Consider the following 13,173-nt stretch of genomic DNA (forward strand, 5'->3'; position numbering starts at 1 on the left):
CGCAAAGTGGAAAGACTCAAGGAAAAGTATCAGAAGGAAGTTGCGCCCGCCCTCACGGAAAAGTTCGGCTATAAGAACGTCATGCAACTGCCGAAGGTAGAGAAGGTCATCATCAATATGGGCGTCGGCGAAGCCGTCGGCAACCCGAAGGCCCTTGACGCCGCCGTGACGGATCTCACGGCAATTTCGGGACAAAAGCCGCAGCTCACGCGTGCGAAGAAATCCCTTGCCGCATGGAAACTGCGCGAGGGCATGCCGATCGGCTGCAAGGTTACGCTGCGCGGCACGCGTATGTACCAGTTCCTCGACAAATTCATGAATGTAGCGCTTCCGCGCGTCCGCGATTTCCGCGGCGTCAGCGAGAAGGCGTTCGACGGCCGCGGCAACTATGCTGTGGGACTGCGCGAGCAGCTCATTTTTCCAGAAATTGACTACGATAAGATCGACAAGATCCGCGGCATGAATATCGTCATCGTCACGAGCGCGCATACCGACGAAGAAGCGAAAGAACTGCTTAGTCTGATGGGTATGCCGTTCCGCGCATAACCCACAAGGAGGAACCACTGTGGCAAAGAAGGCAATGATTGAGAAGTGGAGCAAAGAGCCCAAGTTCTCGACACGCAAGTACAACCGCTGCAAGATCTGCGGACGCCCGCACGGCTACATCCGCAAATTCGACATGTGCCGTATCTGCTTCCGTGAGCAGAGTTACAAGGGCGCCATCCCCGGCGTAACAAAGGCAAGCTGGTAAGACAAACACAAAGGAGGATATCGATTCATGGCAATGACTGATCCTATCGCAGATATGCTGACCCGCATCCGCAACGCGAACTCGGTCTACCACGAGAGCGTCGCAATTCCCGGGTCCAAGGTCAAGACCGCGATCGCAGAGGTCTTGAAAAAAGAAGGTTTCATCAAGGACTACACCTTCAAAGAGGACGGCAAGCAGGGCGTCCTCACCGTCACGCTCAAGTATGGAGCAAAGCGTGAGCACGTCATCTCCGGTCTAAAACGCATCTCGAAGCCGGGACTGCGCCAGTATGCAAAGCACGATGCGCTCCCGCGCGTTTACGGCGGCCTCGGCATCTCCGTGATCTCCACCTCGAAAGGGATCATGAGCGACAAGGATGCCCGTAAGGCCGGTCTCGGCGGCGAAGTGCTCGCATTCGTATGGTAATGCACAGGCAGGAGGTGTAAGAATGTCAAGAATTGGAAGAGCACCGATTGACATCCCGTCCGGCGTTACCGTCACGGTCGGTGCGGATAATCTCGTGAAGGTCAAGGGCCCCAAGGGCGAGCTTTCACGCGTCATCCATCCGGATATGAAAATCACCGTCGAGGGTGCGGTCGTTACGGTCGCGCGTCCCTCCGACGATAAACAGCACAGGTCTCTGCACGGCCTTTCCCGTGCGCTCATCCACAACATGGTGGTCGGCGTCTCGGAAGGCTTTACGAAGACCCTTGAAATCAGCGGCGTCGGCTACCGCGCGGCAAAGCAGGGCAAGAACCTCAATCTCTCGCTCGGCTTCTCGCATCCCGTGATCGTCGAACCGCCCGAGGGCATCACGTTCGAGTGCCCCTCGGCAACCGTGATCACGATCTCCGGCATCAACAAGGAGACCGTCGGTCAGACCGCCGCGGAGATTCGCGCCCACCGCGAGCCGGAGCCGTACAAGGGCAAGGGCATCAAGTACGCCGGAGAGCATGTCCGCCGCAAAGAGGGCAAGGCCGGCGCCAAGGGCAAGAAATAAGAAGGAGAGGAGTGACACTCTGTGCTTATCAGACAGGATAAGAATAAGGCGCGTCAGAAGCGCCATCTGCGTGTGCGCAACCACATTGCGGGCACAGCTGCGCGCCCGCGTCTCAACGTGTTCCGCAGCTTAAAGAACATTTACGCACAGATCATCGACGATGAAAAGGGCGTGACGCTCGTCTCCGCGAGTTCCAAGGACAAGGACTTCTCGCAGTACGGCGGCAACGTCGCGGCGGCAAAGCTCATCGGCGCGGCCGTTGCAAAGCGTGCCCTTGAAAAGGGGATCACCGAGGTCGTATTTGACCGCGGTGGCTACATTTACCATGGCCGCGTCGCCGCTCTCGCCGAGGCGGCGCGCGAAGCCGGACTCAAATTCTAAAGGAGGGAAAGCATGGCTAGACATAACGAAAACGAGACGCCGGAGTTTGAGGAGCGTGTCGTATTCATCAACCGCGTATCGAAGGTTGTCAAGGGCGGCCGACGCTCCTCCTTCAGCGCGCTTGTTGTCGTCGGCAACAAGAAGGGCAAGGTCGGCGTCGGGCTCGGCAAGGCTGCCGAGGTGCCCGAGGCGATTCGCAAGGGCGTGGAGGACGCCAAGAAGAGCCTCATCGAGATCCCGCTTCGTGAAGAGCGTACGATCACGCATGAGATCACGGGTATCTTCGGTGCCGGCCGCGTGCTCTTAAAGCCCGCCGCCAAAGGTACCGGCGTCATCGCCGGCGGCCCTGCGCGTGCGGTGCTCGAGCTTGCGGGCGTGCGCGACATCCTCACGAAGTCGCTCGGCTCGTCCAACCCCAACAACATGGTCCGCGCGACGATGGAAGGCCTCCTCGGGCTCAAGAGCCCCGCGGAGGTCGCGGAACTCCGCGGCAAATCCGTGGCTGAGATCTTTGGCTGATAAGGAGAAACGAACATGGCAAAAGTCAGAGTTACCTTGACCCGAAGCCTGATCGGTCGTCCTGAGACCCAGCGAAAGACCGTGAAATCCCTCGGGCTGCGCAAGCGCAATTCCGTAAAAGAGCTTCCCGACACGCCGGCCGTGCGCGGACAGCTTCACAAGGTCTCCCACCTCGTCACGGTGGAAGAGATTGCAGACTGAAGGGGAGGCTAAATATCTATGAAACTGCATGAACTACAGCCCGCCGAGGGCTCGCGCAAGACGCGCAAGCGCGTTGGACGCGGCATCGGTTCCGGGCTCGGCAAGACCTCCGGCCGCGGCATGAAGGGGCAGAAGTCCCGTTCCGGCGGCGGCGTCCGCACGGGCTTTGAAGGCGGTCAGATGCCTCTTTACCGTCGTCTCCCAAAACGCGGCTTTAAGAACATCTGGGCAAAGACCTTTGCCGAGGTGAATGTCGGCAGCCTCAACTGCTTTGAGGACGGCACAACCGTCGATCCCGTCGCCCTCATCGAGGCGGGGATCCTCAAGAACGTCCGCGACGGCATTCGCATCCTCGGCGACGGCGCGCTCACGGCAAAGAACCTCACCGTCCGCGCGAACGGCTTTACCCATGCGGCGGCGGAGAAGATCGCGGCGGCGGGCGGCAAAATCGAGGTGATCTGAGGTGCTCGAAGCCCTTGGAAACATCTTCCGGATCCCCGAACTGCGGCAGAAGATCATCTTTACCCTCATCATGTTCTCAGTGTTCCGCATGGGGACGCATATCCCCGTACCCGGCGTCGACCCCGGTGCGATCGAACAGCTCTTCGCGCAGGGGACCCTGTTCGGACTGCTCGACCTCTTTTCAGGCGGCGCGTTCAGTAAATTCTCCGTCTTTGCGATGAGCATCACGCCCTATATCAACGCGGCCATCATCATCCAGCTGCTCAACGTCGTCGTACCGACGCTCGAACAGTGGTCGAAGGAAGGCGCGGAGGGGCAGAAAAAGACGACGAAGGTCACACGGTATCTGACGGTGGCGCTCGCATTCTTTCAGGCGATCGGCATGTCGATCGGCCTCAAGAGCGCCATTCTCAACCCGAATCCCGTGAACATCCTCATCATCGCCATCACGCTCACTGCAGGCACCGTCTTCCTCATGTGGCTCGGCGAGCAGATTACGGCACACGGCGTCGGCAACGGCATCTCGCTGATCATCTTTGCCGGCATCGTTGCGGCGCTGCCGAAGAACATCGGAACAATTTATGCCTATCTGAAGGCGGGGACCATCAGCTACTTCAGCGTATTCGCCTTCGCCGTGATCGCGCTTGCAATGATCGTCTTTGTCATTCACATCGAAACGGGCTTCCGCCGCGTTCCGATCACCTATGCGAAGCGCGTTGTCGGCGGCCGTATGGCGACGGGGCATTCGAGCCATATACCGTTCAAGGTCAATCAGGCGGGCGTCATCCCGATCATCTTCGCCTCGTCGGTGCTCATGTTCCCGATCACGGTGGCGCAGTTCATCGACATCCCGTGGGTCAAGACCGTGGCGAGTTATCTGGAGTGGGGCAGACCCCTCCAGACGACGCTTTATGTGCTCATGATCATCTTCTTCACCTACTTTTACACATCCGTGACGGTGAAGATCCAGGATATGGCTGATAACCTCAAGAAATACGGCGGCTTCGTACCGGGCCTTCGTCCCGGACAGGCGACCGCCGACTATCTTGACTACGTACTGACGCGCATCACGCTCGCGGGGGCATTCTTCCTCGCATTTATCGCCGTCCTGCCGAATATGGTGGCGGGTGCGACGAATATCCAGGGCGTATACTTCGGCGGTACCGCGCTCCTCATTGTCGTCGGCGTCGCGCTGCAGACGATGAAGCAGATCGAATCCATGATCGTCATGCGCAACTACGAAGGCTTCATGAAATAAGTGAAGGAGAGTCATATGCACATCATTTTAATGGGGCCCCCGGGTGCCGGCAAAGGCACGCAGGCGGTGAACCTTGTAAAACGATACGGTATTCTCCACATCTCCACAGGCGATATGTTTCGTGAGGCCGTGAAAGAGGGCACGCCGCTCGGCAAAGAGGCTAAGTCCTATATGGATGCGGGCAAACTCGTGCCCGACAGCGTCACCATCGGTATCGTGCGGGAGCGTCTCAGCAAGCCCGACTGCAAGAAGGGCTTTATCCTCGACGGGTTCCCGCGTACCGTAGAGCAGGCGGATGCGCTCGCTCAGATTCTTTCCGATAACGGAATGAAGCTGACGGGCGTACTGAATATCAACGTGCCGCAGGCGGACCTTATTGAGCGCGCCGTCGGGCGGCGCATCTGCAAATCCTGCGGACACTCCTTCCATGTGAAATTTCACCCGACGAAGATCGAAGGCGTCTGCGACGACTGCGGTGGCGAGACATATCAACGTGCCGACGACAGTGAAGAAACCATGAAGAGCCGTCTTTCCGTCTACGAATCCTCTACGCGTCCCCTGATCGAGTATTATCGGAAGGCCGGCGTCTACAAGGAGATCGACGGCAGGCAGGACATCGCAAAGGTCGAGGCGGATCTTTCCGCCGCCCTTGAGGCGTAAAAGGAGCGAAAGGGAAGTATGTCAAAACAGGATGTCATCGAGGTAGAGGGAAGAGTTGTCGAGAAACTTCCCAATGCGATGTTCCAGGTCGAGCTTGAGAACGGGCACGTCGTCCTCGCTCATGTTTCCGGAAAGATACGCATGAACTTCATCCGTATTCTGCCGGGCGATAAGGTGACAATCGAGCTCACACCGTACGATCTTACCCGAGGACGCATTACCTATCGCTTCAAATAAAAACTAGTCACAGAAAATATTTTGTGCTAAAATAGGAAAGATCGACTTGAACGCAGGCAGGACGGAAGGAGGAAGCACCGTGAAAGTAAGACCGTCTGTCAAGAAAATCTGTGAAAAATGCAAGATTATCAAGCGCAAGGGCCGCGTCATGGTCATTTGCGAGAACCCCAAGCATAAACAAAGACAAGGATAAAAGGAGGTGCACTTATGGCACGTATTGCCGGTGTAGATTTGCCCCGTGACAAGAGAATTGAAATCGCCCTGACGTACATCTACGGCATCGGCCTCACGACTTCGCAGAAGCTGCTTGCGATTGCGAACGTGAACCCCGATACTCGTACGCGGGACCTCACGGAGGATGAAGTCGTCAGACTTCGTGATGCCATCGACAAGAACGCCGTGGTCGAAGGAGATCTTCGCCGCGAGGTTCAGATGAACATCAAGCGTCTCGTTGATATCGGCTGCTACCGTGGCCGCCGCCACCGTCTCGGCCTGCCTGTCCGCGGACAGAACACGAAGAACAATGCGCGTACGCGCAAGGGCCCGAAAAAGGCCGTTGCAGGCAAGAAAAAGTAAAGGAGGCTCGTAGAGGTGGCTGTTAAGAAAACAACACGTTCCAAGAAAAAAGTTCGCAAGAACATAGAGTCGGGCGTTGCGCACATCAGCTCGACGTTCAATAATACGATCGTCACGCTCACGGATAAGAGCGGCAATGCACTCTCTTGGGCGAGCGCGGGCGGACTCGGGTTCCGCGGCTCCCGCAAGAGCACCCCGTTCGCGGCGCAGATGGCTGCGGAGACGGCGGCAAAAGCTGCGATGGAGCACGGACTCAAGTCCGTCGAGGTTTACGTCAAGGGCCCCGGCGCCGGCCGCGAGGCGGCGATCCGCTCGCTGCAGGCCACGGGACTCGAAGTCAATATGATCAAAGACGTGACGCCCATCCCGCACAACGGATGCCGTCCGCCGAAGCGTCGCCGCGTCTAATAGGAGGTGTATGTAAAGCATGGCAATAGATAGAGTACCGGTATTAAAACGCTGCCGCGCCCTCGGCCTCGAGCCGGCCACACTCGGCCGCTCCCGTCAGTCGACGCGTCAGCTGCGCCGCACGAACCGCAAGGTCTCCGAGTACGGCCTCCAGCTCAAGGAAAAGCAGAAGGCAAAGTTCATCTACGGCGTCCTTGAGCGTCAGTTCCGCGGCTACTACGAAAAGGCAAAGAAGATGTCGGGCGTCACAGGTGAGAACCTGCTGAACCTCCTCGAGCGCCGTCTCGACAACGTCGTGTTCCGCCTCGGTCTTGCCAACACGCGCCGTCAGGCACGTCAGCTTGTCCGTCACGGACATTTCACCGTGAACGGCAAGCGCGTTGACATCCCCTCCGCGCTCGTCCATGAGGGCGATGTCGTCGAGGTCGCGGAGAAGAGCCGCACAGGTGCGTTCTTTAAGGAACTCAAGGAGAGCAGCAACGCCCTTTCCGCTCCCGCATGGCTGACCGCCGATCAGGCGAACCTCACGGGTACGGTGACGCGTTTCCCCCGCCGTGAGGAAATCGACGTTCCCGTCAACGAGCAGGCCATCGTCGAGCTCTACTCCAAATAATGAATGTGAATGTGTCTGCATTACGCGTTTATTATGGAGGAGGCACATAGATGACAGATATCGAGAAACCGAAGATCGAAATCACGGAGATCAGCGAGGACGGACGCTACGGGCGTTTCGTCTGCGAGCCGCTCGAACCGGGATACGGCACGACGTTCGGCAACAGCCTGCGCCGTATGCTTCTTTCCTCTTTGGAAGGAGCGGCCGTGACCTCTATTCAGATTGACGGCGTGCTCCACGAATTTTCCACCATTCCGGGCGTACGCGACGATGTGACGAGCATCGTGCTCAACATCAAGCAGCTCTGCCTCAAGATGCAGGGCAGCGAACCGCATACGATCCGCATCGAGGCGGAGGGGGAGCGCGAGGTCACCGCGGCCGACATCGAGTGCGGCAGCGATATAGAGATCCTCAACCCCGAGCTGCACATTGCAACGCTCAACGCAACGGGAAAACTCAAGATCGAGATGACCGTCGAACGCGGCAGAGGATATGTCCCCGCCGACAAGAACAAACGGCCGGACGACGCCATCGGCGTCATTCCCATCGATTCCATTTTCTCTCCCGTGCATCGCGTGAATTACACTGTGGAGGATACGCGCGTCGGCAACGTCACCGACTACGACCGTCTCATCCTCGACGTTTGGACGAACGGTTCCATTCGTCCGGAGGAGGCCGTGAGCAAGGCGGCCGCCATCCTCGTCATGCATTTGCGCCTGTTCCAAAATATGGACGGCAGCGCCGTTGAGGAAGAGGAGGAAGTTACGAACTTCCTGCCGGAGGAAGTGGACGACAGCGCCAAGGTGCTGGAGATGACCATCGACGACCTCGATCTCTCCGTCCGTTCCTTCAACTGCCTCAAGCGCGCGGGCATCAATACCGTCGCCGATCTCACGCAGAAGACCGAAGAGGATATGATGAAGGTGCGCAATCTTGGGCGCAAATCCCTGGACGAAGTGAAGAAAAAACTTGAGGAGCTTGGACTCTCCTTGAGACAGGACAACGAATAACGATAGGAGTGGGAACACACATGAGAAAGCTCGGACGCAATTCTGCGGCCCGCAAGGCACTCCTGAGGAGCATCCTCACATCCTTCTTCAAGTACGGACGCATTGAGACCACCGAGGCAAAGGCGAAGGAGCTGCGCTCTCTCGCGGACGGCCTCATCACGCTCGCCAAGCGCGGCGATCTCAGCGCGCGTCGTCGCGCTATTGCGGCGTTGGCAGAAGAAGATGTTGTGCGTAAACTCTTCGGCGAAATCGCAGAGAAGTACGCTGAACGCAAGAGCGGTTACACCCGCATCTTGAAGCTCGGCCCTCGCCGCGGCGATGCCGCCCCGATGGCGATTATTGAGCTGGTCTGAACAGAATAAGAAAAAGAGCCGCCGCACCATATCGGTGCGGCGGCTTTTCCCATGTAATAAATAATATATTTCTTCTTGCAGGAAAGAATAACATAAGTATTGAAATAGAATAGTTAATAAAATCTATATAATAGATGAGCGAAGAAATGAGAAAGGATAGCAATAAAATAAAATGAATGAGAAAACAAAAGAAAATACCTTAGCGTTGTTCGAATATGTTAAGAAAATAAAAGAACAGAGTCGCCGTGTCATTACAGATATTATGAAATATGATAAAATATATGACCCGAGAGAACTGGCACAAAGAGATCCGGAGCATATACATATATATTTTAGGGAAAATGATTCTAGCTCGGAAGAACGGGAATCGTTTGTTCTCTTTGAGGTGGAGCAGCCTGAACTCCATACCTGCCCTAGGCCGCCTGCATCTATTGTAGATTGGCTTGCCGCGGATTGGGAGCGGCTTTCAACTGAGCGTGTCGGGATACGAAAGCAGATTACTTCGACAACATCTATGTCCGAGTTCATCACGGAAGATTTTATTGCAGATCAAAAACGTGTAAAAGCTTTCCATACATGGAATGAACTGCGCAACCAATGGAGAGTACAGGAACAAAAAAGAAGAAATACGAAACGTACCTTTGACGATTTATATAGTATATACCAGGAAATGCGTGACAACCTTGATGGAATGGAGCTTGTTGTCGGCAATGGGGACTTTCGGTGTCGAGAGATGCCGGCAAAAGGAGAAATCATAGATCATCCCCTTTTGCTTAGAAAAGTTCGCTTACAATATCACAAACAGAAACGATCCATTCAAATTGTCGATACAGATGAGCAGACGGAGTTCTATGATGAGTGCTTAAAGTATCTTGACGATATACCTGGACTAAATCAACAACATGTTCGTGAGTATATTCAAGAGAATGATCCGCATCCCATGGATGCGGATATAGAAACGGTATTAAGACATATAGCGTCGGAGTTGACACCAGAATGTCATTTTATCGACAAAAAGGAGAAATCTCCAAAACTTGCAAAATACTATCTTGAGGAAGATATTCGTATATTTCGGCGACAACCGAAGAGCGGTATGATACAGCTTCTAAACGGTGTCATTCAGAAAATAAAAGACGGTGCGGAACTTGCGCCGGGGTTGGAGAAGATTGTCGAGGAACGTGAAGGGGAAATAAATAAAGACGAATCGGTAAACAATTATACAGACGATTCCGTACATAATATTTATGGGGAAGCAGAGGATCTCTATCTGACGAAGCCTGCAAACGAAGAGCAGATTGCCGTTGCTAGACTGATTGAAAGAGAGCCTGCAGTTGTCGTACAGGGGCCACCGGGAACAGGAAAAACGCATACAATCGCAAATTTGATGGGGCATTTTTTGGCGCAAGGAAAGCGTGTATTAGTGACGAGTTTCACACCAAAGGCATTACGCGTTTTGAAGGATAAACTGCCGAAAAATATTCAATGCCTTTGCGTTTCCACATTGGAAGACGGTCATGCCGACATGGAGCAATCCGTTGACGGTATCTGTCAAGTAATGAGTACAAAGAAAGTGAACGATTTGTTCAGTAAAGCTCATAACCTTGAAAAACGGAGGCGTACGATTCTTTCAGAACTGCAGTCAAATCGTGAGAAGCTGCTGCGTATTCGTAAGCTGGAACTACGGCATGATGCTTTTGTTTTTGATGGCAAAGGATATTCGTTGAGCGATATGGCAAAGTTTATTGCCGCACATGAGACGTATGACTTTATTCCGGGCGACGTTAGGGAAGGAGCGCCGTTTCCCCTGACTGCGGATGAGACGGAAAACCTTGCCATTTTGAGTCAACGGATAGATGCAGACGTTTTGCGGGAACTAGGGAACGATATGCCTTGCTCCAGTGATGTTCCGCATGCCATGGCATTTGCCCAGTGGTTGTCGGATAGTGAGCGGATTCGATATGCCTGGGAAAGCGTTCTATCGGAGGTCGGTGGAGTAACATGTAGTTCGGACGGGGGCGTTCTTTTTCATGGAAAACCTGTTATGCGAGAATTTCATGCAGAAGAATTCGATGCGCTTTGTGCATGGTGCACACAGCAAAAGTTGACGCCCGAAACTGAATTATGGGTGCAGGATGCTATTTTGGCAGGCCGCCAGGGAGGGGGGAGACTCGAGGTATGGAATCGTTTGGGGGAAACGATTCGTGAAAGTCGGCAAAAACAAGAGGAGAGTCGTGCCGTCCTATTTGGAAAAACTATCGTGGTGGAATCCTCTATTTTGTATGATGATAGAATTAAAAAGGCACTGGGAGAGCTTTTCAATGAATATGGAGAAAACGCTACACCAAGTAAGGTAAAGCTTCTCATGCATCGAGACTGGAAGTGGGCTATGGAGGGCATCAAAATTGACGGGGACTCGTTAAACGGACGAGAAGCCTATCGATCAGCATTACTGTATTTAGAACTCACAGCGTGTCATGAACAGGTGCGTAAATCGTGGAATGCACTTATGGTGCCGCTTGGTGCAAAGTCCTATGAATCAATGGAGGAGTCTGACGACGATACCGATGATTTATGTGCGGCAGAGTGGACGAAGATAGATCAGGCGCTTCACTGGTATGAAGAGGTCTTTTGTACGCTAAAAAATATGGCGGCGACAGCGGGGATTGATACGGAGGTATTATTCCCGCAGGATGATGCGGCGCTGACACCAAAAGCGGCACTTGATCGTGATATCACATGGATGCACAGTGAGTGGCCAAAGTATCTTGAATTATTTAGGTTGTATTATGTTGAAGAAGCGGAGATTCAAGATCGTATCAGGAGCCTAATAAATATCTTGGGGCAATATACGGGAGGGATTGGAAGAGCTTTATTAAATGCTGTTCAAAGTGGTGATGTAGAGGAATATAGGGCTCATTACGAGAAACTGGTGCAATATGAAGCGCTAATACCTTCCTGTAAGCAGCGCAACGAGCTGATTCAAAAGATTTATCCAGTTGCAGAGCTTTGGGCAAATAGTTTAAGTCAGGGCACCTATATGTTCACAATGGAGCATGCGCATATGGCACAAGATGCGTGGAAGTATAAGCAGTTTGCTCTTCAACTTGAAAATATGCGTACAGAGGATAGTATATATGTCGAGGGGCGCATCTGGGAACTTACGGAAGAGCTTCATATGATAACAGGAGACCTTGCGGAGCTTCTTACATGGGGGCATCTCCTGCGGCGTATTGAGGGGACGGATATTGACCGTGCCCTGCAATTCTGGAAACAATCGGTGAGAAAGCTCGGCAAAGGTACGGGAAAAAAGGCGGGGATGTACCGCAGTGAAGCGAAGAAACATATGCAAAAAGTACAACCGGCCGTACCGGCATGGATTATGTCTATCGAGCAAGTGTGGAACAATTTGTCACCGGAAAGCGAGCGTTTTGATATCGTTATCGTTGATGAGTCGAGTCAGGCAGATATTACGGCATTACCGCTATTTTATTATGGCAATCGTGTCATTATTGTCGGAGATGACGAGCAGGTAAGCCCGTCCTTTTCGCGTATCCCAGATGATGAACTGAAAAAACTCCAGGAACAGACAATTGTTGGGAAAATAGAAAATGCACGTCTGCTGGATTTGAAAACATCTCTTTATGATATAGCGAATTCGAACTTTGAGCGACGCATGCTGTGCGAGCATTTTCGGTGTGTTCCGGAGATTATCGGATACAGCAATAGACTTTCTTACCATAATCAAATTCAACCGTTGCGAGAGTCTGGAAGCAGCGGGTTAAAGCCTGTGATTTCTTATCGTGTTGACGGACACCGTGATAATAACGATGTGAATAAGAAAGAGGCTGAAACCATTGTTGCACTTATTGCAGCGTGTTGTCAGCAAAAAGAGTACGAAGGAAAAACGATCGGGGTCATCAGCATGCTCGGAACGGCGCAAGCGTACGCTGTCAATCAAGCGGTTGCGGAATATTTGCCGTTTGAGCAACGGGAAGCCTGTAATTTTTTAGTAGGGAGCCCTGCGGAGTTCCAAGGAGATGAACGCGACGTTATTTTTCTCAGTCTTGTTGACAGTAATGAGACACCGGGGAAGAAAATGCGCTTACAAGGATTCGGCGCCGATAATCTCATGAAAAAGCGCTATAATGTAGCCGTCAGCCGTGCTAGAGATCAACTCTGGGTCATACATTCTATGGGGCTTGCAGATCTTAAAGAGGCTGAGACGAATCAGGAAGGCGATATTCGTCGTGGTCTTTTAGACTATGTGGAGAATGCAGCGGATAATTTGGATGAGCTGATGACGGCAGCTCAGCGCGCCGAATCAGAATTCGAAAAGCGTGTTGTGCAAGGCTTGTTGGGATATGGCTACCATTTGGAACAACAAGTACGCATCGGCGGGTATCGTCTCGACATTGCAGTAGAATATCAAGGAAAGAAAATTGCTGTCGAATGTGATGGAGATAGGTTCCATAGTACGGATGAGCAGCTTGCAAGTGATTTGAAGCGCCAGTCACAGCTTGAGCGCTTAGGTTGGAGATTTATTCGAATTCGAGGTAGTGAATTCTTTCGTGCTCCGAAAGCGACACTTGAGCGGGTTCATAAAGAGTTGGCTCATTATGGGATTTTCCCAGAAAAAACGTCGTCGGCGATTGGGGATAAACAGCGTGATGAGCTATTCGAGCGCGTGAAGATTCGCGCCCAGGAATTACTCGTAGAATGGGGATTATGCGAGTAATTTTGAAAC

At 53.2% G+C, this 13,173-nt stretch carries 18 protein-coding genes; all 18 read left to right on the forward strand.

Going from position 1 to position 13,173, the window contains the following annotated elements; translation table 11 throughout:
* Positions 1–6 precede the first annotated feature (6 nt).
* Positions 7–546, forward strand: coding sequence for a 50S ribosomal protein L5 (gene rplE, locus HMPREF9161_RS08020; RefSeq protein ID WP_009729166.1), 540 nt, complete (start codon positions 7–9; stop codon positions 544–546).
* Between the two features lie 19 nt (positions 547–565).
* Positions 566–751: a type Z 30S ribosomal protein S14 gene (locus HMPREF9161_RS08025; protein ID WP_006307548.1), complete on the forward strand. Its 186-nt coding sequence runs from the start codon at positions 566–568 to the stop codon at positions 749–751.
* A gap of 27 nt (positions 752–778) precedes the next feature.
* Positions 779–1,177 (forward strand): 30S ribosomal protein S8, encoded by a 399-nt coding sequence (rpsH, locus tag HMPREF9161_RS08030; protein ID WP_009729167.1) that lies wholly within the window; start codon positions 779–781, stop codon positions 1,175–1,177.
* 22 nt (positions 1,178–1,199) lie between these two features.
* Positions 1,200–1,751 (forward strand): 50S ribosomal protein L6, encoded by a 552-nt coding sequence (rplF, locus tag HMPREF9161_RS08035; RefSeq protein WP_009729168.1) that lies wholly within the window; start codon positions 1,200–1,202, stop codon positions 1,749–1,751.
* A gap of 21 nt (positions 1,752–1,772) precedes the next feature.
* Entirely contained in the window at positions 1,773–2,132 is a 360-nt protein-coding gene (gene rplR, locus HMPREF9161_RS08040) for a 50S ribosomal protein L18 (protein WP_009729169.1), read from the forward strand.
* Between the two features lie 12 nt (positions 2,133–2,144).
* Complete coding sequence (gene rpsE / locus HMPREF9161_RS08045; protein WP_009729170.1) at positions 2,145–2,651, forward strand: 30S ribosomal protein S5; 507 nt, start codon at positions 2,145–2,147, stop codon at positions 2,649–2,651.
* Between the two features lie 15 nt (positions 2,652–2,666).
* Positions 2,667–2,852: a 50S ribosomal protein L30 gene (gene rpmD / locus HMPREF9161_RS08050; protein ID WP_009729171.1), complete on the forward strand. Its 186-nt coding sequence runs from the start codon at positions 2,667–2,669 to the stop codon at positions 2,850–2,852.
* 18 nt (positions 2,853–2,870) lie between these two features.
* Entirely contained in the window at positions 2,871–3,314 is a 444-nt protein-coding gene (gene rplO, locus HMPREF9161_RS08055) for a 50S ribosomal protein L15 (RefSeq protein WP_009729172.1), read from the forward strand.
* A 1-nt stretch (position 3,315) separates the two neighbouring features.
* Positions 3,316–4,572: a preprotein translocase subunit SecY gene (secY, locus tag HMPREF9161_RS08060; RefSeq protein WP_009729173.1), complete on the forward strand. Its 1,257-nt coding sequence runs from the start codon at positions 3,316–3,318 to the stop codon at positions 4,570–4,572.
* Between the two features lie 15 nt (positions 4,573–4,587).
* Complete coding sequence (locus HMPREF9161_RS08065) at positions 4,588–5,232, forward strand: adenylate kinase (RefSeq protein ID WP_009729174.1); 645 nt, start codon at positions 4,588–4,590, stop codon at positions 5,230–5,232.
* A gap of 18 nt (positions 5,233–5,250) precedes the next feature.
* Positions 5,251–5,469 (forward strand): translation initiation factor IF-1, encoded by a 219-nt coding sequence (infA, locus tag HMPREF9161_RS08070; RefSeq protein WP_006307539.1) that lies wholly within the window; start codon positions 5,251–5,253, stop codon positions 5,467–5,469.
* A 79-nt stretch (positions 5,470–5,548) separates the two neighbouring features.
* Entirely contained in the window at positions 5,549–5,662 is a 114-nt protein-coding gene (rpmJ, locus tag HMPREF9161_RS09835) for a 50S ribosomal protein L36 (protein WP_006307538.1), read from the forward strand.
* 14 nt (positions 5,663–5,676) lie between these two features.
* Complete coding sequence (gene rpsM / locus HMPREF9161_RS08075) at positions 5,677–6,045, forward strand: 30S ribosomal protein S13 (RefSeq protein ID WP_009729175.1); 369 nt, start codon at positions 5,677–5,679, stop codon at positions 6,043–6,045.
* A gap of 15 nt (positions 6,046–6,060) precedes the next feature.
* The gene (gene rpsK, locus HMPREF9161_RS08080; protein ID WP_006307536.1) at positions 6,061–6,453 is read left to right on the forward strand and encodes a 30S ribosomal protein S11; all 393 of its coding nucleotides are present in this window, start codon (positions 6,061–6,063) and stop codon (positions 6,451–6,453) included.
* A 19-nt stretch (positions 6,454–6,472) separates the two neighbouring features.
* The gene (gene rpsD, locus HMPREF9161_RS08085) at positions 6,473–7,066 is read left to right on the forward strand and encodes a 30S ribosomal protein S4 (protein ID WP_009729176.1); all 594 of its coding nucleotides are present in this window, start codon (positions 6,473–6,475) and stop codon (positions 7,064–7,066) included.
* Between the two features lie 50 nt (positions 7,067–7,116).
* Positions 7,117–8,076 (forward strand): DNA-directed RNA polymerase subunit alpha, encoded by a 960-nt coding sequence (locus HMPREF9161_RS08090; protein ID WP_009729177.1) that lies wholly within the window; start codon positions 7,117–7,119, stop codon positions 8,074–8,076.
* Between the two features lie 20 nt (positions 8,077–8,096).
* Positions 8,097–8,429: a 50S ribosomal protein L17 gene (rplQ, locus tag HMPREF9161_RS08095; RefSeq protein ID WP_009729178.1), complete on the forward strand. Its 333-nt coding sequence runs from the start codon at positions 8,097–8,099 to the stop codon at positions 8,427–8,429.
* Between the two features lie 172 nt (positions 8,430–8,601).
* Entirely contained in the window at positions 8,602–13,164 is a 4,563-nt protein-coding gene (locus HMPREF9161_RS08105) for an AAA domain-containing protein (RefSeq protein WP_009729179.1), read from the forward strand.
* Positions 13,165–13,173 lie beyond the last annotated feature (9 nt).

It is taken from the genome of Selenomonas sp. F0473 (assembly GCF_000315545.1).
GTDB lineage: Bacteria > Bacillota > Negativicutes > Selenomonadales > Selenomonadaceae > Centipeda.